The organism is Methylotuvimicrobium sp. KM2, from assembly GCF_038051925.1.
Classification (GTDB): Bacteria; Pseudomonadota; Gammaproteobacteria; order Methylococcales; family Methylomonadaceae; genus Methylotuvimicrobium.
This window is the reverse complement of record NZ_CP150634.1, coordinates 2,176,485-2,199,378: the sequence shown is the minus strand read 5'-3', so window position 1 is coordinate 2,199,378 and position 22,894 is coordinate 2,176,485. Positions and strand designations below refer to the sequence as shown.

At 46.9% G+C, this 22,894-nt stretch carries 18 protein-coding genes; 4 read left to right on the top strand and 14 right to left on the bottom strand.

The genetic code is table 11. From position 1 onward, the window contains the following. The first annotated feature begins 421 nt into the window (after positions 1–421). Complete coding sequence (locus tag WJM45_RS09405; RefSeq protein WP_341328682.1) at positions 422–679, top strand: hypothetical protein; 258 nt, start codon at positions 422–424, stop codon at positions 677–679. 642 nt (positions 680–1,321) lie between these two features. Here the strand turns inward: WJM45_RS09405 and WJM45_RS09400 are convergent. The 3 genes from WJM45_RS09400 to WJM45_RS09390 are packed head-to-tail and all read right to left on the bottom strand — an operon-like array spanning position 1,322 to position 3,371. Next, positions 1,322–2,467 carry an IS91 family transposase gene (locus WJM45_RS09400; protein WP_341328681.1) on the bottom strand — a complete coding sequence of 382 codons (1,146 nt, stop codon included), beginning with the start codon at positions 2,465–2,467 and terminating at the stop codon, positions 1,322–1,324. Then, positions 2,464–2,658 carry a tyrosine-type recombinase/integrase gene (locus WJM45_RS09395; protein WP_341328680.1) on the bottom strand — a complete coding sequence of 65 codons (195 nt, stop codon included), beginning with the start codon at positions 2,656–2,658 and terminating at the stop codon, positions 2,464–2,466. The genes WJM45_RS09400 and WJM45_RS09395 overlap by 4 nt, the downstream gene beginning before the upstream one ends. After that, positions 2,631–3,371, bottom strand: coding sequence for a site-specific integrase (locus tag WJM45_RS09390; protein WP_341328679.1), 741 nt, complete (start codon positions 3,369–3,371; stop codon positions 2,631–2,633). Before WJM45_RS09390 ends, WJM45_RS09395 begins: the two co-directional genes overlap by 28 nt. A 237-nt stretch (positions 3,372–3,608) precedes the next feature. Here WJM45_RS09390 and WJM45_RS09385 point away from each other — a divergent pair, with 237 nt between their 5' ends. Beyond that, entirely contained in the window at positions 3,609–3,965 is a 357-nt protein-coding gene (locus WJM45_RS09385) for a hypothetical protein (RefSeq protein WP_341328678.1), read from the top strand. A 77-nt stretch (positions 3,966–4,042) separates the two neighbouring features. On the opposite strand, the gene WJM45_RS09380 is transcribed toward WJM45_RS09385, so the two are convergent. From WJM45_RS09380 to WJM45_RS09370, 3 genes are all read right to left on the bottom strand, one after another. After that, positions 4,043–5,596, bottom strand: coding sequence for a GTPase (locus WJM45_RS09380; RefSeq protein WP_341328677.1), 1,554 nt, complete (start codon positions 5,594–5,596; stop codon positions 4,043–4,045). Continuing rightward, positions 5,593–6,789, bottom strand: a complete 1,197-nt coding sequence (locus tag WJM45_RS09375; protein ID WP_341328676.1) for a GTPase — start codon at positions 6,787–6,789, stop codon at positions 5,593–5,595. The genes WJM45_RS09380 and WJM45_RS09375 overlap by 4 nt, the downstream gene beginning before the upstream one ends. 170 nt (positions 6,790–6,959) lie before the next feature. Further along, on the bottom strand, positions 6,960–9,470 hold the full coding sequence (locus WJM45_RS09370; RefSeq protein WP_341328675.1) for a glycogen/starch/alpha-glucan phosphorylase: 2,511 nt from the start codon (positions 9,468–9,470) through the stop codon (positions 6,960–6,962). A gap of 710 nt (positions 9,471–10,180) precedes the next feature. On the opposite strand from WJM45_RS09370, the gene WJM45_RS09365 reads away from it, so the two are divergent. Continuing rightward, positions 10,181–10,489: a DUF5132 domain-containing protein gene (locus tag WJM45_RS09365; protein WP_341328674.1), complete on the top strand. Its 309-nt coding sequence runs from the start codon at positions 10,181–10,183 to the stop codon at positions 10,487–10,489. Then, positions 10,486–11,010 carry an HMA2 domain-containing protein gene (locus tag WJM45_RS09360; protein WP_341328673.1) on the top strand — a complete coding sequence of 175 codons (525 nt, stop codon included), beginning with the start codon at positions 10,486–10,488 and terminating at the stop codon, positions 11,008–11,010. The genes WJM45_RS09365 and WJM45_RS09360 overlap by 4 nt, the downstream gene beginning before the upstream one ends. A 143-nt stretch (positions 11,011–11,153) precedes the next feature. On the opposite strand, the gene metK is transcribed toward WJM45_RS09360, so the two are convergent. The 8 genes from metK to WJM45_RS09320 form a co-directional block, all read right to left on the bottom strand. Next, positions 11,154–12,344: a methionine adenosyltransferase gene (gene metK / locus WJM45_RS09355; RefSeq protein ID WP_341328672.1), complete on the bottom strand. Its 1,191-nt coding sequence runs from the start codon at positions 12,342–12,344 to the stop codon at positions 11,154–11,156. Further along, positions 12,341–15,424 carry an HAD-IC family P-type ATPase gene (locus WJM45_RS09350; RefSeq protein ID WP_341328671.1) on the bottom strand — a complete coding sequence of 1,028 codons (3,084 nt, stop codon included), beginning with the start codon at positions 15,422–15,424 and terminating at the stop codon, positions 12,341–12,343. Before WJM45_RS09350 ends, metK begins: the two co-directional genes overlap by 4 nt. Before the next feature lie 21 nt (positions 15,425–15,445). After that, positions 15,446–16,441, bottom strand: a complete 996-nt coding sequence (locus tag WJM45_RS09345; protein ID WP_341328923.1) for a sodium:calcium antiporter — start codon at positions 16,439–16,441, stop codon at positions 15,446–15,448. Positions 16,442–16,958: 517 nt separating this feature from the next. Further along, positions 16,959–17,636 carry a phosphate signaling complex protein PhoU gene (phoU, locus tag WJM45_RS09340; protein WP_341328670.1) on the bottom strand — a complete coding sequence of 226 codons (678 nt, stop codon included), beginning with the start codon at positions 17,634–17,636 and terminating at the stop codon, positions 16,959–16,961. 42 nt (positions 17,637–17,678) lie between these two features. After that, the gene (gene pstB / locus WJM45_RS09335) at positions 17,679–18,467 is read right to left on the bottom strand and encodes a phosphate ABC transporter ATP-binding protein PstB (RefSeq protein ID WP_341328922.1); all 789 of its coding nucleotides are present in this window, start codon (positions 18,465–18,467) and stop codon (positions 17,679–17,681) included. Between the two features lie 248 nt (positions 18,468–18,715). Beyond that, the gene (gene pstA / locus WJM45_RS09330) at positions 18,716–20,011 is read right to left on the bottom strand and encodes a phosphate ABC transporter permease PstA (RefSeq protein WP_341328669.1); all 1,296 of its coding nucleotides are present in this window, start codon (positions 20,009–20,011) and stop codon (positions 18,716–18,718) included. Beyond that, on the bottom strand, positions 20,004–21,386 hold the full coding sequence (pstC, locus tag WJM45_RS09325; RefSeq protein WP_341328668.1) for a phosphate ABC transporter permease subunit PstC: 1,383 nt from the start codon (positions 21,384–21,386) through the stop codon (positions 20,004–20,006). The genes pstA and pstC overlap by 8 nt, the downstream gene beginning before the upstream one ends. Before the next feature lie 198 nt (positions 21,387–21,584). After that, entirely contained in the window at positions 21,585–22,631 is a 1,047-nt protein-coding gene (locus WJM45_RS09320) for a PstS family phosphate ABC transporter substrate-binding protein (RefSeq protein WP_341328667.1), read from the bottom strand. Positions 22,632–22,894: the final 263 nt, after the last annotated feature.

Sequence of the window (22,894 nt, the reverse complement as noted above, 5' to 3'; positions counted from 1 at the left end):
GGCCCGCAGGGCGAAACCCATGGATGGGTTTCGTAGCAGTATCGCGGCTGTCGGTCCGCGAACCGACTCCACATAAACGTCGCGATAGCGACACAAAACCTTGTCTGGACTTCAAATAGGCTGAAGCTTATACGTAATCAGGAAACCATTTATAACGCTTGTTACGTTTGCACAATCAATTAACCGGTTCCGTTTTATTTTTTCGCCTTTATAATACAAAAAAGTAACTCGTTCGTAATTATTCACACCCCCCCTATCGTTCCCACGCTCCTGCGTGGAAATGAAGACCGAGACGCTCTAGCGTCTCGTACCGCTGGAGCGGTACTCAAGCGTTCCCACGCAGAGCGTGGGAACGATAATTTCCGGGGGACTGAATAGTTACACTCGTTCTGTTTTCGACTTTCAAACGCATTATAAAAACATGAAAAAACCTAAATCGATACAATTAAAAATCATCGAAAAGCCGGAAGATCTGATTCACAAAGCAAAACAAGCCGCTGAAAATTATGGTTTACAGTTTTTAGGCGATATTGAGCAAGGCATCATAAAAGGCTTCGGCATAGAAGCCGACTATCTGCTGCAGGAAGATATTTTAACGATTACGGTTTTTCGCAAGCCGATTTTGATTTCGTGGGCGACGGTAGAACAAAAAGTGCGCACATTAGTACAACATGGTTGAGTCTAAAACATTGGCTCTTCCGGATTTCCCGTGGTAGTTCGTCAAATTAGCCATAAAGACATTATGGCTGGATGCTAAGAATAAATTTTAACTTCTTTATCAATTACTTAAAATTCCTCGATTATTCTAACTTAGTGTCGATGCGCTATTACCACGGCAAGTACGGAAGAGCCAAAACATTTTCTTTATACTCATCGTAGATGAAAATTCGGCCTCGGGGCGCTCCGGCACTGCCGAAATTTGAAGTGCGAAAGGTATAACTAGAGTCGCTCTGATAACTTGAATCAGCGATGCCAAAAATGTTAACAATTGATGAACTAAATAAACCCTTTATTATCTAACGAATAAGGTTAGATTTTGTGAGCAACGCGAACCAAAATCTGAACCGTTTGTTGGACAAGCCCGGTCCGGCTGATTCAGAGTGGGTTGGATGCTTTATATAAGAAAATAGCTTTTGGTGTTTTGTAGGTGTCGCGGCTTTTTGTGAGCGGCGACACCTCAATAAACCTGAAACCGTTGTTGTTGCCGCTACAAAAGCTCAAAGACAACGCTTTTAGGCGCATTATAGCCTGCTTTTGGGCCGAGCGATGTCCTCGGCAACCGAATGCCGATGCTGACCCATCCGAAGAATGTGCGGGTCGGCTACATAATCGAAGCGACCTGTGGATTATTGGCTGGTCGGCTTAACGAGATAGCATAGACCTTCGGTATGCGCGTTTTCACGATGCGCATGTCACCGCCGCAACACGGACATTTTAGTGCCGGACGCTTTTTCAGCCAGGTCAAGGCCAGGTTGGGATTGACACCGAGTAGCAGTTGTAACAGGCTGATCAAGCGTTTGCTGTTGGGATGCAAAAAACCGAAGTTGCGCGTCCGCCGAAATCCTTTCGGTAAAATATGACGCAGCATCAGCCATAAAAACTCAGCGCCCGGCACAGTGCGGGTTTGCGTTTGTTTCGTCTTGCTGTCTTGGTAACGAAAGGTTACCTGCCCGTCTTGACAGGCGATGATGTCTTTTTCCTGGATGACGCCTTTGTAGAGATAGCGGCCCAGGTAAACTAGCGCCTTGTCGCCGTTACCGACCGACTTGACGTCGACGACCCAGGTTTCGGGATACCGTTCCGGTAGAGCCAAGCCTTCCTGGTTGATGGCGTCGAGCAATTTTGCGCGGAACACTTTAGCCAAGGCCTTGTGATTGAACAAATAGCGGGTGCCGCTTTGCCTTGGGTTGGGCTTTTTGCTTTGGCCCTTACCGGTCTTAGTTCGCCACAGCCGCCGTTCGGTATCGATGGCGGCGGCCGGCATGACGACATGCACATGCGGGTGGTAGTCGAGCCGGCGGGAATGGGTGTGCAGCACCGAGATCGCCCCGGCGTTGCCCTTGAGCTGCGCATCGTTGTGGGCAAACGTATTCAGCGTCTCCCAACTGCAGCGCATCATCAAGTCGTACAGGAGGCGTTGCTGTTGCCAGGCCAGCGCTCGGAACTCCCTGGGCAGAGTAAAGGTGATGAGGAAATACTCGGCCGGCACCTGTTTTTTCAGTTGCCGCTCCAGCCATTGTTGGCTCTCGTGCTGTTGACAATGCGGACAATGACGATGACCGCAGGAGTGCGGGATGAAGTCTTGGTGAACGCAGTCCTCGCATTGCGCCTGCATCACGGGGCTGAGCGTGGTGCGACACTGTTTCATGGCGGCCAGTGCGTTCAAATGGCTGGGTAAGAGCGAACCCGCGTACTGTTCCCGCAACTCGGCTTCGAAGGTCGAAATAATGGATGAGAGAAGAATCATTGGACTTTCCCCCAGTCGATAACAAAGCCGTCCATCAAGGTATTGATGAGTTGGCCGGCATTGCGGTCGGTATCGTCGGTCAAGTGCGTATAACGGGCGGTAGTCAGAATGCTGTGGTGACCGAGAATTTTTTGGACTTCGAGCAGGTCGACGCCGGCTTCAATCAGATGCGTGGCATAGCTGTGACGCAAACAGTGCGGAGTGATCTTTTTTTTAGACCGCATTCCTCGGCGACTTTACGCAAAGTCACTTGCACGCCGCCACGATCGAGTGGGGTAGTGGCCGCCTGCGCCGACTTCGGACCGCCTTGGCGGCTGGGAAACAGCAACACCGGATTGCGGTGCACTTGCCAAAAGCGGCGCAGTAAAGTCAATGTCGTTTCCGGCAGCGGTACCAGGCGGTCCTTGTTGCCTTTGGCATCTCGAATATGGACACGCTGCCGCTCAGCATCGATATCGCCTACCTGAAGCCGCAAGCCCTCGCCAAGGCGCAGGCCAAGACTGTACAGCGTGAAAAAGAACACCCGGTAACTCACCGAACGGGTCGTCATAAACAAACGCTGCGCCTCTGCAACCGTGACGATATCCGGCAAGCGCTGACCCTTCGGCGGCTTGATCAAATCCAAATGCGCCCACGGCTTGTGCAACACATGTTGATAATAGAATTTGAGCCCGTAGAGATCGAGCTTCACGGCGCTCCAAGAATGAGTTGCCAGCAAATCGGAGAAATACTCGAGCAATTGTGCTTCGGATAAATCATGGATTTGTTCATCGAAATACGTGCCGATGCGCCGAATAGCTCGCGAATAGGCCTCGACCGTCTTCGGTTGAAGCCCCTTGAGTTTCAGGTGTTTGAGATGAGTTTGATAGTTTTGCTTGAAATCGAACGCGGATGATGCTGTCATAGCCGTGTAACCTCATGATTCGTCGTGGAATGTTCCCTCGTATAATGAGGGCGTGAGGTTACATTTTATCGTCAATCAAGCGGCACGGTTTTTCTCCGCGTTAGCGGCTTCGTCCAACGATTAGTTTAGGCGGGACGGGAATTCGAAATTTAAATTTTTGCTCATTATTTAAGCAAAGTTTGTAATGCTATAACGACCCAAATAAACATTTTGATTATTTTTATTCGGGAGAAAATAATGAATGTAAAAATTGAAAATCAAAATACAGTAGAAGTTGAAAATAAAACTGAAAAACAAACGGCTAAAAAAGCCAAATTAGCACTCGTTGGGGTTAAAAAAGGAGCTGAGGCAGCTAAACTAACTGCCAACAAAATTGCTACTGCCCCATCGAAACTGTTTGATAACACCATCTATGGCGCATGTTATGGTATCTCCTATGGCGCAGTATTCAGCTCATTGATGATCAGAAAAATGCTGCCAGCCAATGGCTTAGCTATCAAAGGCTTCCATAATGGCGCCAGAGTCGCTCGTAAGGATTTTAAAATCCGCGAGGAAAAACTAATCGAGTCTAAAAGCACAGTAGCAGAAAGTTAATTCAGTTTACTTTTTCTTCCATAGGCCCATAGGGACATGGGCAATTGTATCGAGTCCACTTTGATATAACCTGGACTCTACATCAAAGCCGATTTTATCTTCGGCGCCGCTTCTAATATTTCGAAGCCTTTCGTGGCGATGAATTGTCCTGCCTTTTGCGATTGCTTCCAAAGCATATGCCACTGATCTTCCTTTCGATATTCATTGAGACAACGCAAATAGCGCATTCGTCCGGCTTGATCGAGATGCTGAAAAATCGCCGCTATCAAGCCTTCCTCAATGTTGTACTCGAAACCTCGCTTCAAGTTAACCGGAGCGATTTGATCAATGGAAATAGCCAGATCCAGTGCGACCGATTCCATTACCATTCTGATGCTTTGTGCCTTTGCAGAGCTATAATCATTAAGATTGTAAGGCGGACTCCATTCTCTGAAAGGACGTAGCTGATCAACATGAGTCAATGCGACGATAATCGGCGGCAAATTAGCCTTACCTTCGACCGAAAATTGCTGCTTTATCATTTGCAGAATTTTTTTATCAATATCCCGAGCGGCATTAGTTGCCGAAACCACCAATAGAATCATATCGCTGCGAATGATTTCATCACTAACTTTTTTCGGTAAATTGGAAGCATCCGCGCCATAGCCTTCGGAGTCGATGATCATGGCCGTTTGTAAACCAGACCGTTGAAATAGATAGGAGGCGACGCCTTCGGTCGTTGGAAGCACATCGGTTTCCGCTTTCATCTCACCGAATAACGCATTGATCAGGCTCGACTTTCCCGTGTTAGCCTGCCCCATCACCATAATCCTGAATGGCTCGTTCGCTACAACAGCCTCTCTTCGTTGGATTTCTTCGATTTCCTTTTTAGATGATCGTGTCGGACTCGCCAGCAAGCGTTCATCCAAAATCATGTTACCGCTATACAACTCGATTGCGTAATAGCCGATTTTTTTGATAAAGGCATCTATCAGCCAGCATTTCAAATCCGCTGTCGATTGTGTGAGTACATTTTTTGTCGCCAATATTTTCATTTCCCGAATGCTTGCCGAAACAGGATCGACGCCTGCCGCAAGCAAGCGAATCAAGCGGTAAATTTCCAGCCCTTTATTGGCTAATTTATGCGTGCCGGCAATGTCCTTCAATGAAAGAATATGGCTACCCGGAACATTATCGGAGAGATTATGGCGCAAATCCTGCGCCAATATTTCGATCACTTTGAGTAAGTAAGGCAGTTTTATTTCCAGCAACGCTGCCTTACTTTTCGGATGATACTGCTCGGCCACGGCTTGCATGACTTCCGTCACTGTCTGAATGTAAAACTGAGAAGAGGCAAGATCTGGATTTTCTTCTCTTCGTGCCGCCGATATTTCCTCGATTTTTTGGTAAGCCGCTTGATCGGTCGGAGAATCGCCTAATGCCCCCGAAATATCCACTAATTCGGAATCGATATTACAGGGGCCTAAACTTCTGTAAACCAACCACCATCCGCCGCCAAGCATTGCCGAGAAACCTAACCAAACAAACAACAGTTGATTCAACCAAAGCCAATAACCACCCGCCGTAATCGGAACGCTGAAAGGCAAGGCAATAACGATGACGTGAACTTGCCACTGTGTCTTGATTTTCATTTCAATACCTGATGTTGAATTTCATTCACATAATCTTTCAATAACTTACGGCCGAGTTCGAATTGCTCCATATACACACTACGAAATAACTCGTGAGAAAGCTCTTTGCCGTTTCGACTGTTTTGAAAATAAACAGTTAGAGTCTTACCAAGCGCATAAGTCGTTGCGGCAGTCAATAATGAAGAAACCGCCAAACCATAAACAGGAACGAATTTGATCAATTCCCGGCGTCCCAGATTGGTCAGCAATGTAATTCCTAGAGCACTACTGATTTCAGCCCAACTTTTTCGATCCAACTGATAACGATAAAGCGAGGCGATCGCCTGAAACATTTTCGCTTGTATCAGCGTGACCAAAGGTATATCGACAAAAGGTACGGGAACCGCACCGGCCGCCCCCGAGATCAAAGAATAGGCAATGATGTGCGGATGTGCTGCCTTGCTGTAGGCATCGTTTAACTGCTTGCGAACGTCTTTCATGTCATGCAGCATCATCGCTATGCCATGCGGAAAAACCAATTCGAGATTCCGCCAAAAAGCATCCAATCCATAATTACATGGCTGATAGCCGTCCCCGGGCATTGTCAAATCCACTGCAACGAATTGAGCTTCGATCCCCTTGAATAAGGCTCTTTGCTCCCGTAATGAACGACCAAGACTGCCGGGGACTCTTTCGATCCAGTCTTCGTGATCAAAAGGATAAGGGGCCAAATGTTCGAAACTCGAATCCGGATATCCTTCATGCAATGCCGTTTGCACGACGATGACCGGCCATTCGGGTTTGGCTTTATGGATCGAACGCACCGCTTGTAAAACCGCATGCTGGGAATGATCCATCGCCTTCAATACGACAATCAATACATGCGCTTGCCCGCTAAAAGCTTCGATATCAGGATCGGGGTCGTAATCGATTTCACCCAGACCGCGGGTATCCAAAAATCGCATGATACAATTCTGCGAATCCGGAAAATCATATATATAAGCTGAACGTGTACAGGAATGCATACCATTCCCGATCTGTGCTCGACTGTCCCCCGTCAGCGCCCTAATAATAGACGTTTTACCGGATTGCGTTTTTCCCAACAACCAAAATACCGGGGTTGGCATCGACGCTTTCACCATTGCCAAACGCTGATTGACCTCTTCGTCGTCGAGTTGTGGCGAAAACACAGTCGAATAAATTTTTTTCCACATACAGCAAAGCCTGGACTGAATCCAACATTTATTAAAATTGAGAATCAAGCACAGAAACAGCTTCCAAGCATTTATTGGAAAAATTAGTTTGCGATTATCAATCCAACAATAGTATTAGACGAATATGACAACTATGTGAATTGTGCTTTATTTGGATTTGTCAATGTAACCTATTTAAGTTTTGCCGATTGAGGTTTTAATTTCCAAATCTCTCGATTGTACTCAAGGAGGGTTCTATCGCTGGAAAATTTACCGCTGTTCGCACAATTCAAAATGCTCATTTTGGTCCAATGATCTTGATCGCGATAGGCATTTTCCACACTCTTTTGAACATCTATATAACTACGAAAATCGGCAATCGTCATCCAAGGGTCAAACGGGCTTGTGATGCTATTGATGAGATCGTTAAATATGCCCGGTTCGAATTGATTGAAATGACCGGATTTCAACAGATGCATGACTTGCTGTAAGTCTTCATCCTGATCGATTATCGATATGGGATCGTAATGGTCTCGCCTGGCTTCGATTTCTGCTTCCGTCAAGCCAAACAAAAAGAAATTCTCATCGCCGACTTCCTCTCTTATTTCAATGTTGGCGCCATCCAGCGTGCCAATCGTAATGGCACCATTCATCATAAATTTCATGTTGCCGGTACCCGACGCTTCTTTGCCGGCAGTTGATATTTGCTCATGCAAATCAGCGCCCGGACATATTTTTTCCATTGCCGAAACGCGATAGTCAGGCAAGAAAAGCAAGACTAACTTATCGCCTACTTCAGGGTCGGAATTGATGACTTGTGAGACATTGTGTATTAACTTGATGATCTTTTTTGCCATGGCATAACCGGGTGCCGCTTTTCCACCAATCAATACGCATCTTGGCACCCTTTCTTCGAAGTTGCCTTTCTTAATGCAAATATAAAGATGAATAACATGCAAAATATTGAGTAATTGCCGTTTGTACTCATGAATACGCTTGACTTGAACATCGAACAAGGCATCAACGTTCAAATTGAGTTCTACTTCCGACTTTTCTTTTTTATAGTCAATCATGCGTTGTTTCGCAGCTTGCTTGATTGCGCGCCAACGCTTGCGAAAATGCGGATTTTCCGCGTATGACTCCAATTTTTTCAATTCCGACAAATCAGTCACCCATCGATTACCGATGGTCTCAGTGATCAAATTTGCAAGCTCCGGATTACAGGCAGCCAACCAACGACGAGGAGTCACGCCATTGGTTTTGTTGTTAAATTTTTCAGGCCATAAAGCAAAAAAATCAGTAAATAATTTTTGTTGCAATAACTGAGAATGCAATTGAGCAACCCCATTTACTGAAAAACTGCCGACAATAGCAAGGTGCGCCATCCTAACTTGTTGCTGGTCCCCTTCCTCTATAATAGACATTCTGCGCAAACGCTCTAAATCACCCGGCCAATGCGCCGAAACCTCCGCCATAAAAAAAGCATTGATTTCAAAAATGATCTGCATCAAACGGGGCAGTAACCGTTGCATCAAGGATACAGGCCATTTTTCAAGCGCTTCCGGCAACAGCGTATGATTGGTGTAGGCCATTGTACTCCGTGTGATATGCCATGCTTCATCCCATGAAAGATGTTGCTCATCGACTAACAAACGCATCAATTCTGCAACCGCGATACTTGGATGAGTATCGTTTAATTGAAAACAATTTTTCTCAATAAATTTCTCGAAATTTTTGCCATTCACATCAGTCCAGTGTGCAATAACGTCTTGCAAACTGGCGGAAGCCAGAAAATATTGCTGCCTAAGTCTGAGTTCCTTGCCGTTTTCATTAGCATCGTTGGGATACAAAACCATTGTGATATTTTCGGCTGCAATTTTTGCAGTAACGGCTTCGGCATATTCTCCGGCATTAAATTCATCCAAATTAAAGTCTTCGGTAGCAACGGCTTTCCATAGCCTTAAGGTATTGACCGTTCCATTCTTATAGCCCGGTATCGGCGTATCGAATGGCACCGCCAAAACGTCATGAGTGTCGACCCAGAGCACGCGTTGTTTTCCTTTTGCGTTAGTTTGAAACTTGGTTTGCCCACCGAATTTTATACGATGCGAGTATTCCAACCGTTCGATCTCCCAGACATTGCCATGCCTTAACCAATGATCGGGTTTTTCAACTTGCTCGCCATTAACGATAATTTGGGTAAACATACCGTATTCGTAACGCAGTCCATACCCTATGACCGGCAATTGCAAGGTGGCGCAACGGTCCATAAAACAAGCGGCAAGACGACCTAATCCGCCATTACCCAAGCCTGCATCCTGCTCACTGGCAATTAATTCCTCCATTTCAATGCCGAGATCATACATTGCTTGTGTCACGGTATCGGTAATCCCTAGATTAAGCATGGCATTACTTAATGTCCTGCCCATCAGATATTCCATCGACAAATAGTAAGCGCGCCTGCAACCGCTTTCTTTATAAGTTTTATGCGTAGCCTTCCAGCGCTCCATCAATCGGTCGCGAATTGCCTGAGATAAAGCCACACCGGCATAATATGGAGATCGGCAGTTTTCATCTCTGCCTAGTAAATGAACATAGTATTGTTTGAAATCATCGATAAAATTCTGCTTTTTTATTCCTTGTTCAGAAAGAATAAAAATGGAGGATTTAGGCTTACTCTTAATAAATTTGTTTCGAGGCATTGTCGAAGTAGACCAAATACTGATTGGTTATAAACTACGAGTATTGAAAAAATAAGCAATAATCGTCGGCAAGATTTTATCCGTTAAATATCTTGTCATGATTAATCGACACGGATAAGGCTTGCAATGGGCCTTTAACTATCCTAATCCTCGAAGATGACTTAAATATGACAGCTGCATAAAATTGACAGCGCCGACTCTCCCTTTATACTCAAAAAAATAGTTAACTTTATGAAGATATGGGGGTTTGGCGTCTTAGACGGTTATTCAATCAAAAAAGGGAGTAGTACATTTTTTTGAACAAGTTTCGAGAATCGATTAACCATTTTTGCTTTTTACCCGAACATAATTCATATGAGCGAAAAAAGGGGCGGCAATGAGTTATTGTCACAAAACTGTAACAATACAAAAATGAAAATGTTATATATTTAGATGTCAATTTTTTGCCTGGTTAGGCAACTGAATAGCCCTTACAAAAACATCTCTTACTATACCCTTCGTAGATGAAAATTCGGCATTGGCGTATAGAGACGCAGTGGTATTCGCCCAAAGGCTTGGATTACATGAATGCAGCCATAGAACCTTTATTTACATATTTACCCCACCTTTTAACGGGCTCCCCGGTGCCGAAATTTAACTACCAAAAGATATAACTTGGCCTTAAGGTTTCGCCAACTGCTGTTCACTTTTGTACCGAGAATAAACAGAATATGATCAAAATAGACGATTTGATAAAAGCCGGTACGCCGCTCGGCATTGCTATAGGTGTTGGCGCCACAGTACTTGCTGCCGCTGCCATACCGGCGATCCCTATCATTGCGAGAGCAGCCCGTCCCGGCGCCAGAACGGCAATTAAAACAGGATTAATGCTAGCGGAACGAGGAAGAGAGATCATGGCCGAAGCCAGTGAGGAATTCGAAGATATTCTGGCTGAAGCCCGCGCCGAGCTGAAAAGCGAGCACCAACCAAGGCAACCCGATGTTTCAGAACCCAATAATCCAGATAACTCAAAACCATGAAAGATGGTGAAATTCGGCCCAATGCGTTCATCAAACATCAACTACCGGGCCGTGTTCGTCTTAAAATCCCGCAAAAGAGAGGCGATTTTCAATATTTCGACTATGTAGCCGAACGATTCGCGGATTGCCTTGGCATTACTCAATTACAATTGAATCCACCAGCGGCTAGCCTTTTGATTTGCCACGAAAAGGACATGGCTTTCCAGACAATTGCTGAATTCGCCGAGGCAAACGAAATCTTCAGCCTAATCGACATGCCTGACGATTATGAAGCGATTACGATACCTAAATTGCCTGTTGCAACAATAACCTCATCAGGCCTGAATATAATCGATAATTCTCTCTTGAATTTTAGTCAAGGGCGGCTTGACGGCCGTTCGTTATTGTTCCTTGCCTTGATAGGCATGGCTGCTCACCAAATGACTCGAGGCAATATCATGGCACCGGCAGCTACCTTACTATGGTATGCGCTTCAAGTACTGGAACGGGAAAACGATATCAAACTCGACCGACCTACTTAATCGTAACGCTCTCGACGAGGAAACTCATGATTATCAGGAAAACGAAACATAATATGAGCTGTCGATTAGTTCACCGGCATCCGGCCATTCAGCGTGAACTGAGAATATTCCTGTCCGTCCCGAGCGGCCGGTCACAATTTGAATTAATCCGCGATTAAATCCGATTTGTCTGTTTTTTCCCAAGGCAGAGGCAAACCGTCGGCACCGAAGTGCCCATTCACGGGTAGTGTTCGATAAAACACGCCGTCATTCAGTCTCGTCAATTCTCTTAATTGAAATTCCTTGACAATCGCACCGAGACGAAAATCGAAAAATCTAAGCAGTCTTTTTCGGATTTCCCGGTCATCTATTATGCCGGTTCCTTTTGTCGTTAAATACACGCTGACCGGCCCGGGAAAACCGATCGTATAACTAAGTTGTACTTCGCATTGCTCGGCAAGACCAGCGGCAACGACATTTTTAGCCGCATAACGGGCGGCATAGGCTCCGACTCTATCGATACGGGAAGGCCCCTTACCGCTCAAGGCCCATCCACAATGTCTGGCATAGCTACCGTAAGTGTCGCTATCTGTTTTTCGGCCCGTCATTCCCGAATGTGCAGCCGGACCGCTCCGCATGAAAGGACCGTTGGGATTGATCAATATCCGCGTCAAATTATCGGGCTTAATAAGCGCATCGTGAAAAACCGGATTAATCACATGGTGACGCAGATCTTCTTCAATCGTCTCGAACGCGGGCGGCTCGTCGGGACAATCGCAACCGATAATCAGGGTCATACTGTCGATCCGCTTAGGTATATTGTCAACGAATTCAACCCCGACTTGCGTCGTGCAATCGGGCGATAAATAATCGATCTTGTCGTATCTGTGAACCTGCGATAATTGGCGGGCCAAACGATTCGCCATCGTAATCGGCAAAGGCATCAAATCCGGCGTATGACGGCAGGCATAACCAAATACTGTCGTTTGATGTGAAACGGTGATGCGATCGATCTCATCGTCGTCATCGGTGGAAAAGTTGATTTCCCGAGCCGTCTTCGACTGTTCTATCAAGCTAGTTACGACCGTACAATCATCGGCGTTGAAATCCCTGGGTCGATATCCGACTTCCTTGATGATTGAGCGGGCAATCTCCGGTATGTCGACCACACCATCGCTGGCGTAACGCGCGGCCAGAAATAAAACATTTTTCGATAAAGCGCATTCGGCCGTGATGCGCGAAGTCGGATCCTGCCGCAAATAAGCGTCGACGATCGCATCGCTTATCGTGTCGCATAGCCTGTCGGGGTGGCCTTCCGTGACCGATTGTGAGGTAAACACATAATCAGTGATCATAGTTCTTTTTCCTTATCGGAGACATTATTACCGATGCTTTTTATAGCCTCATTCGCAATCAACGGCAATCCCGCACCTGCCAGTATCGCGAAAATATCGACCGGACCTACCGGGCTTAATCTCAACAACCCACGCAAAGGCGGCAAGGTGACTGCCAATATTTGTAGAAGACCCGACACGCCGACCGCAATATCGAGATAAGGATTCGGCGCGCGATTTTCGGGATCGAAGATCGACGTCTTTTCAGAACGGCAGCGATAAGAATGGAGCAACTGAGCCAACGTCAACGACATGAATGCATTGGTGCTGGCGTTTTGACCAGGTCCGTAGCGCAATAGACTGTATGTATAAACGCCGATCGTACCGGCCGTGATGATACCCGATTCGCGAAGCAACTTGAGATAATCTTCACGGTTGACGATCGCGGCATGAGGATCGCGGGGCGGTTTTTTCAGCACATCGCCTTCCGGCGGGTCCAGCGCCAACGCCAAACCCGGAAAAATATCGGTAATCAGATTAATCCACAACAGCTGCATCGGGTTTAGTATTTCGGCACCGCCTAACGCCGCGCTGACCAACATGACTTCGATCTCGCTCAAATTGGTCGACAGTAAAAAATGCAGACTCTTCCGAATATTGTCGTAGATTGCGCGTCCTTCGCGAATTGCTGTGACCATCGTCTGCAAATCGTCCTCTTGCAAAATGACATCGGCGACAGACCTCGCAACGTCGGTCCCCTTTTCGCCCAATGTCACGCCGACATTGGCCGCCTTCAGTGCCGGCCCGTCATTGATACCGTCACCAGTCATCGCGACGACTTTGCCGCTTTGTTGTAGGGCTTCGACAATGCGCAGCTTGTGGGCCGGGCTGACGCGAGAAAAAATGGTCGTTCGATCGACCAAACCGGCCAACACCGATGGATGCAGCTTTTCCAGATGACCGGAATCGATGATTTCGAGCGGTTTGCCGTTAACGCCGTTTAATCCCAGACGCTTGCCGACCGAATACGCTGTCGAACTCTGATCGCCGGTAATCATCACTGTCTCGATGCCGGCATCGTGAAATTGCGCGATCAAGCCCTCCATACCCGGCCTTACTTCGTCTTCCATTCCGACCAACCCTAGCCAAATTAATTCTTGCCGTTCGGAATACAAGTCTATATCAATAGAGTAAGCCGCACCCAAGACCCTCAGAGAGTCGGCGCCTAAGCGTTCGTTCCAGATCAATACTTCTTGACGGTCTTCGTCGGACAAATCTTTCAATTCGCCATTGATATAACATTGACCGCACAAATCGAGCACTGCGTAAGGACTGCCTTTGACAGCCGTGAAATATCGTCCGTCGTCCAAAGCATGCACGGTAATCATGTAAGGCCGGTCTTCAGCGCGGTAATCGATTTTGACTTCGGGCCGGGTGCTTCTCAATTCTTCAATATCTTCGCCGGCATCGATCGCAACCTGCAGCAAGGCATTCTCGGTCGGCGAACCTTGAATGTCATTTCGCCCCGACTCGGCCAATGAGGACTCGTTACAGAGTACGAAGACTTCCATCATACGGCGCAAGGCCGAATCGAGTTTATACAGTTCTACTTCAGATTCGTTATCGTAAAACCGGCCGCCACGCACTTTAATCGACACTTGCGAGGTCTTGAGCGCAACAACGCTCATCCGGTTCAGCGTCAGCGTACCGGTTTTATCTAAACAAATGACCTGCACAGAACCTAAATTTTCAACTGCCGGTAACTGACGTATCAGAACCTTGTGGCGTTGCATATCCTTGATGCCGAGCGATAGCGTCGTCGTTGCAACGGTCGGTAAGCCTTCAGGCACCGCTGCAACCGCCAAGGAAATAGCCGACATCAGCATTTCGGGGAGCGGTCTACCGCGAAGCAAACCGACAAAGAATACCAACGCGCATATCCCTGAACTCAGTAAAGCTAACTGCACGCCCATGTCGTCGATTTGTTTCTGCATCGGCGTTTGGGGTGTAATCGTTTCTCCAACCAGACTCTGAATCTTACCGATTTCGGTATGCCTTCCGGTAGCAACCACGACTGCGCGTCCATTACCTCCGGTTACGGTCGTGCCCATATAGACCATATTTTCCCGGTCGCCCATCGGGGTTTCAGCTTCGGCAATAAACTCGTGATTTTTACCAACCGGCATGCTCTCGCCAGTCAGCGGCGATTCGTCCAAGCTCAAGCGATTACTAGCCAACAAGCGGGCATCGGCGGGAATATAAGCTCCGGGTGCAAGAACCAGAATATCGCCGATCGCGACATCGGATAAAGGAATTTCGATACGTTGGCCGCCTCGTAACACGGTAGCCGTATCGGGCGCTAAACGACCAAGTGCATTAATCGTTTTTTCCGCCGACTTTTCGGTAATATAACCAATCACCGAATTGATCATAACAACCGCGACGATGACCACGGTATCAGCGACACCTCCGGTCGCAAACGAAACGACCGCCGAAAGCCCGAGCATCGCGACCGGAGCCGACACAAATTGCTGCAAAAACATTTGCAGTGAGGAACGGCTATGCTGTTCCGACAAAACATTCGGACCATACTTAGCCAATTGCGAAGCAGCGGATTCGGCGGACAAACCAGCCTCATCACTTCCGACAAATCTTATGACCTTAACGCCAGTCAGCGTATGCCAGAAATTTGTGGGCGGCTCTTGATAACCAATTTCCGGATAAGGTCGTTTCTTCGCTACGGGTTTGGCTTTTTTTTTCGGCCTAGGCGGCTGCGGACGATGAATCTCTTCGCTTTGACGAATAATCGGCAAACCGATTACAGATTCGAGCACTTTTAGAATATGACCGGGCAGCAAATCGGCGACATCCGCCGCTCGATATTCGATCAATAGATTCCCAGTCAATATATTGGCACGTACCGTTGATAATTCGGCCAATCTGTTTAATTTATTTTCTAAAGAAACGCGCAAGCCTTCATTCCGATACAAATCCGGAACATGAATACGCATCCGACCGATTACGCTATCGTGAACGACCAATAGATGGCGAGAAGAACGAGTTACTTGCTCGCTGTCGACTGATTGCGAATTTCTTACCATTGTATAGTGATAGCTGAGGACTTAACCATAATTGAACAAGAAAAAGGAATTGATCAAATAAAGCGCCAACAAAACCCAGCTGATCCAACTCACCATGTTCAAAATCCGCTGCTCGGACCGGTAAAATAAACCGATGATCGCCAGCCCTGTCATGATCAATGCCGTTAATACAGAAATAGAATGTACCGGTGTAATACTCGATAAAATCGGACCGGATTTGTAGCAAATATCCACTACTGCAAGAATCGCGATATTAAATAAATTACTACCGAAGATATTGCCTATCGCCATATCCAATGCGTTGATTCTAACCGCAGTCACGGCAACGACCATTTCCGGCACCGTCGTGACGAACGCGACCAATAACGTGCCGACAAAACTTTCCTGCCAGTTCATCTCTACAGAAATACCCTTGGCGACCATCGGCAACCAAATGCCGGCTGCAACAACGACAATCGCCGCCAATGCATATCTTAGCGCAACCTGACCCAGCGAAAGGTGAGGAAAGGCATCGGGTTCTTGGTCCGTATAATGCTTAATTTGGTGTCTTTCATAATTAAAGACGGTATAGACCGAAACCAAATATAAAAACACTATCGCAGGACTATAGATTCCGACATGTCCTAGCTTTAAGGTCTCTCCGTTTAACGCCAAGACAATTCCCAAGCCGCATAAGCCGATTAATACAATGCCGAACGCAGCAGAAAGTATATGACCCTGGCTAGCTGAATGATAAATAGACCCTTTGCGATACAAAAAATCGAGCAATACGATGATATTCAAATTAAAGATACAAGCGCCCAATATCGCACTAACTGCTAAATTGGGCGCGCCGACTAGGGTCACCGCACTGATACCACTAGCCAACTCGGGTATTGAAGTCACAGTGGCTATCAACAAAAAGCCTACCCAATTTCCGCCCAAGCCTGTTTTATCGGCTATCGCATCGCCGTAAACCGTGAGCTTAAGCCCGGCATAACCGATCAGCAGCAGACAGGCGAAAAATTGAAGCCATATATTAAGCAGATCGTTAATAAATTTCCTCGTCTATTGGAGCGCTATGAACACAACAATGCAACCTGTTTGCTTAGAAACGTACATTTAGTTGAAGCGGCAATTAGTCGCTGGGAAAGTGTCAATACGTTATAAATAGAACATCTTAGACAGTATAAGGATATTAGATAGATCCAATCTGTTTCTTCAATTGCTTGATCATAGCTATCCCTTTTAATCTATGTACATGTATTATTTCCAACTCTAGTCGGCGGTAAGCTTTTTCCTCTGCATCCTCGATCCATTCGATTGATGCCAAAAGCTGCCTTTTTTTATTGTTTAGTTTTTTCAAAACACATTTAAGCTCATACAATTCGCGGCATCGATTTCGAAATTCGTGATTGAAAAACCGTTTGCAACACTTTAGGAATTGCTTGTGATTTAACATTATTTCGCACTTAAACAACCAAAAAGAGAAAAAACAAACCGAACTTTTTTTTACTTCGAAATTTCGGTTATCGAAGTTCAATCGAAATTAATTTTAATTACGATGCCGGATGTCCTTGCCCTCGACCATGAAAATCATGAATTCGGCAATATTGATACAATGATTACCGCAACGCTCGAGCGCTTTCATGATTTGCAGGATATCCAGGGCTCTGCCGATCAAGCGGGCATCCTGAAGCACGAAGGTCAATTGCCGGCGAATACCGTCTTGAAATTCTTGTCCGCAGTCCCAGTCTCCCCTGACAAGCTCGTAAGCATCATCCAGATTACCGGTATCGAAAGCGTCGGTCGCTTTTCTGAGCATGCCGCGCGCCATTGTGCCCATCCTGACGATGTCCCTGAGTAACTGAGGATTAGGATCGCTGGTTTGCGGATCGAACATGTCGATGATCAATTTCGCTATTCTTACCGTCTCATCGCCGATCCTTTCCAAGTCCACAACGATTTTCGAAATGGAAATCACTTTGCGCAGGTCATTAGCAACCGGACTTCGTTTAGCAAGAATCGACAGAACCTCGGCGTCGATTTTTAGCTCATATTCGTTAACTTCCCGATCCCGAACCACCACTTTTTCGGCAATAGAGGCCTCGCCTTCATCGAGCGATGTCATGACCGTATCCAATTGATCGATGACCAAGCCGGCCATTTCCAGTACCAGATAATGTAAATGGCTGAGTTCGCCGTCGAACAGATGAACCGTATGTTCTTTCATAGATTATGATCTTGGTTTAAATAATTAGCCGCTTCGGTTGGCTTATCCGAATCTTCCGGTAATATAATCCTGTGTCAATTCGTGCAAAGGATTGGTAAATACATCGCTGGTCTTACCGACCTCGATCAATTTACCGAGATGAAAATAAGCCGTTCGCTGCGAGACTCGTGCGGCCTGTTGCATCGAATGGGTCACTATCGCAATCGTGTAACGCTGTCTCAGTTCGTCGATCAGTTGCTCGATTTTCGCGGTCGCAATCGGGTCCAATGCCGAACAAGGCTCGTCCATCAAAATTACTTCAGGCTCGACCGACAAAGTCCGGGCGATGCACAAGCGCTGTTGTTGTCCTCCTGACAAACCGGTACCTGGCTGGTCTAGCCGGTCTTTGACTTCGTCCCAGAGACCGGCCTTACGCAATGAAGACTCGACGATTTGATCCAATTCGGCTTTCGTCGAAGCCAGGCCATGGATTTTCGGGCCGTAAGCGATATTGTCGTAAATTGACTTCGGAAAGGGATTGGGTTTTTGAAACACCATGCCGACTTGTGCGCGAAGCGGCACGACATCTAGATGCTTTGAATAAACATCGACATCGTCTATCTTTATTTCGCCGCTCACCCGGCAACCTTCGACTGTATCGTTCATTCGGTTCAAACAACGTAAAAAAGTCGATTTGCCACAACCGGATGGGCCGATCAGCGAAATGACTTCATTCGTGCCGATATCCAGGTTGATATCTTGTATCGCATGGTTTTCAGCATAAAACACATTGACATTACGGCAAGTTATCCTTGGATTATCAGCATGTATCGACCCGACTGTCGCCCCCATCTCGCCTTGAAAATTCACAGGTTTAGCGGACATACTTTTATTGATAAGTGTTTTCATGCGAGAAACCGATTCCGGTTTTGATTGAGTTACAGTATTCATAATGTTTAACTTCTATCCGATCGAAAAGCACCTAACGTTCATGAAAGCCTGGCAATCACCCCTAACTATTCCCCTCCCCGGATGATGAAAGCTCTCGGGAGTTGAGGTTGCTGAGTGGGTTTGCGAAAATAACTTGTATTGAAAAATGTTCACCAACGCCGCTCGAATCGCTTGCGTAAAAACACCGCAACCGCATTCATCGAAATCAAAAACGCTAACAACACCATGATCGCCGCCGAGGTGCGTTCGACGAACGCCCGTTCTGGACTATCCGCCCAAAGGTATATTTGCACCGGCAACACAGTAGCCGAATCGAAAATGCCTTTCGGTATATCGACTATGAAAGCAACCATGCCGATCATCAATAGCGGTGCGGTTTCGCCGAGTGCCTGGGCCATGCCGATGATGGTACCGGTCAACATGCCCGGCAGCGCCAGCGGCAAGACATGGTGAAAGACCGTTTGTAATTTTGACGCGCCCATGCCAAGCGCTGCTTCTCGAATCGACGGAGGCACCGATTTTAGCGCGGCGCGTCCCGCAATGATGATAGTCGGCAAGGTCATCAAAGTCAGCACCAGTCCACCGACCAACGGCGCGCTCCGAGGCAAACCGAAAAAATTGATGAACATCGCAAGGCCCAATAATCCGAATACGATCGACGGCACCGCCGCGAGATTATTGATATTGACTTCGATCAAATCGGTCCATTTATTAGTCGGCGCAAATTCTTCCAGATACACGGCGGTCGCGGCGCCGATCGGAAACGACAGCACCAGCGTGACGAACAATGTATACATGGAGCCCATCAAGGCTCCGCGAATACCCGCCATCTCGGGGGCCCTCGAGTCTCCTGCAGTAAAAAAGAAAGTGTTGAAGCGTTTCTTGATTCGACCCTGTTCAAGCAATTGGTCGACCCAAGCCACTTGATAATCTTTCAGGCGCCGTTCGCTTTCCGAAACATGGCGATCGATATGGCCTTTCATCAACATATCGTAATCGTCGCTGGCAAGGAGCCATATCCTCTCGCTTTGGCCGATCACACTGGGGTCTTCCAGAACCCGGTCGCGTAATTGAAACATCGCTCCGGTACTGATCATCCGGTTCAGGTCGCGTATTTGACGGCGTCCTTTAACTTCGGGAAAGGCCTTACTCAATGACTTTCTTATCAGAGAATTGTAATCGGCTCTCGATATCACCTTACTATCGCGGGTTTGATTCGGATCGATCACGGATTCTAAAAACTCGATATCCAGCGCGATCTGAGTCTGTTGAAATGCGCTATATCCTTTGCCGATGATGCTAATAAATAGGATCAGCACAAAGACTAAACCTAAAACGATGCCGGTCAATCCATAAAAACGAAAACGGCGTTCGGCCGAACGCCTCTTCGCAATGCCTTTGCGAACTTTTTCCATGGTCGATAGAGAATCCGTCCGATTATTCATATTGCTCCCGGTATTTTCTAACGATATGTAAAGCTATGACATTCAAAGCCAAGGTCACGACAAACAGCATCAGACCCAGCGCGAACGCAGCCAGTGTTTTCGGACTGTCGAATTCCTGGTCGCCAACCAATAACGTAACGATCTGGACGGTCACCGTCGTGACCGCTTCCATCGGATTGGCCGTTAAGTTGGCCGCCAATCCCGCCGCCATGACCACAATCATCGTTTCACCGATAGCCCTTGAAGCGGCTAACAGAATGCTGCCGACAATGCCCGGTAACGCGGCCGGTAAAATAATTTGTTTGATCGTTTCGGCTTGCGTGGCGCCCAGAGCATAAGCCGCATCGCGCAAAGACTGCGGCACGGCATTGATGACATCGTCGGATAACGAAGACACGAACGGAATGATCATGATGCCCATCACCAAGCCTGCAGCCAAGGCGCTTTCCGATGACACGACCCAACCCCATAATTCTCCGGTTTCGCGAATAAATGGTGCGACTGTCAATGCGGCAAAAAAGCCGTAAACGACAGTCGGGATGCCCGCGAGAATTTCCAACGTCGGCTTGGCTGTGGACCGAAATTTAGAACCCGCGAATTCCGACAAATATATCGCCGACATCAACCCGATCGGCACCGCAACAATCAACGCGATGGACGAAATCAGCAAAGTGCCCGCGAATAAAGGGACCGCGCCGAAGGCGCCTGAGGATCCGACTTGGTCTGCGCGCAATGCCGTCTGAGGACTCCATTCCAAACCGAACAAAAAATCGAAAAACGGCACTTGCCTGAAAAATAATAACGATTCGAATACTACCGACGCGACGATACCGACGGTCGTGAATATTGCGATCGTCGAAGCTAATATCATCAGCCCGGTCATGATCTTTTCGACGACGTTACGGGCACGGTAATCCTTGCTGATTTTTTTATGTGCCAACCAAATGCCGGTTAGAGAGCAGGTCAAAACTACGAGGGTCAGCGCGAAATTACTGATTTTGCGTAATCGGTTATAATGTTCGGCGGCTTCCACTATGAGCGGGTCGACTCGTTGACTAACCTGAAGGCCTGCGGCAACGTTCTTAATGTTGTTGAGCTGAAGATTTAGTTTACTGCTGGGCAGGCTTTTGATTTCTTCAGGCAGCGAAGCGACAGTTCGATGAGCCAGCCAAGTTGGTTCGAAAGATAGCCACACTAACATCAAAAACAAAGCAGGTATCAAGCCCCAAAGCGCAGTGTAATATCCGTAATACGCAGGCAAGGAATGCAATTCTCGGAGCGTGCCTTCGACAACGGTCACCGACCGCCTCTTGCCGATAAAATAAGCGAGGACGCTTAAAATCAGCAGCGTAAACAATAAATAAGGGGTTTGCATGTCTTTTGAAGAAAAGATTACCGTCGTTGGTTAAGATTTAGTTAGCAGTAAGCGGTGAATAGTGAATAGTGAATAGTGAATAGTGAATAGTGAATAGTGAATAGTGAATAGTGAATAGTGAATAGTGAAAGGATTCGTGATTTCAATTACTTGTCAAGAGCCGTTTTCACCTTTCACCTTTCACCTTTCACCTTTCCCTCACATCTCCAATTCCTTCAAATTCAGAACATCGTCGGCAAAGCGTTTTCGCTCATCCTCAGGCATCGGAATTAAGCCTTTATCTGTTAAATAACCTTCCTCGCCCCAGGCTTTTTCACTGGTAAATTCCTCCAGAAACTCTTTTAACCCAGGTATCATCGGAACATGCGCTTTTTTTACGTAAATATACATCGACCTGGAAACAGGATAGGCGCCGGAAGCGATTTCATCGAAATCAGGCTCGACTCCATCGATCTTTAAACCAAATAATTTGTCGGTATTTTGATCTAAGAAACTGAAACCAAATATGCCCAAGGCATTCGGGTTGGTATCCAGTTTTTGCACGATTAAGTTATCGTTTTCGCCGGCTTCAACGTATGCGCCATCCTCTCGTATCGAATGACATATCGTTTTATAAGCATTTTCATTATTGTCTTTCAACGCCTTGATGAATGGAAAGGCTTGGCAACCGCCCTCCATCGCTAATTCCACAAACGCATCGCGAGTGCCGGACGTCGGTGGCGGCCCCAGGACTTCGATAGCGGAATCAGGCAATGAAGGATCGATTTGCCGCCAATGAGTATAAGGATTGGGAACGGTTTTTTCAGAATCGGAAGGGTCCGGAATTTTCTTCGCCAATGCCAAAAACAATTGTTTCAAGGTTAGGTCGAACGCTTCACCCTTATTAGAGCGGGCTAAAGTGATACCGTCATAGCCGAGCTTAACCTCAACGATGTTTTTCACTCCGTTTTTTTGACAATCCTCAAATTCGGAGGTTTTGATTCTGCGCGAAGAATTGGCGATATCGGGATGTCTTACTCCAACCCCTGCGCAGAAAAGCTTCAATCCGCCACCTGAGCCGGTCGCTTCGACAATCGGCGCCTTGAACCGGGTCATTCTTCCGAACTGCTCCGCTACTACGGTCGTAAACGGATAAACGGTTGATGAACCGACTATGACGATATTATCGCGTACATTCCTGGCCGAAACCGGCAATTGAACAAACATCAGGGCAAGCGCTGTCAAGGCTAATAATTTTTTGTTCATATTTTTGCTAAAGGATTGTTAAGTAGGTATATGCACAACTTTAATTCCTCAATATGACAACAGCATGACAGATGATTGAATATTTGCCCGATTCAACGACAACCCGGAGGTTCATCAATTTGTCAAAAAGCGCGGTTACAATCGAACACCGTTTGTTTCGCCGCAACATTTTTATCGATACTTAATTACTCCCTTTTGACTAAAAAACCGTCTAAGAATAAAAGGTATGGGATGTGTCTATCGAGGACCGCCGTGAACCCCTC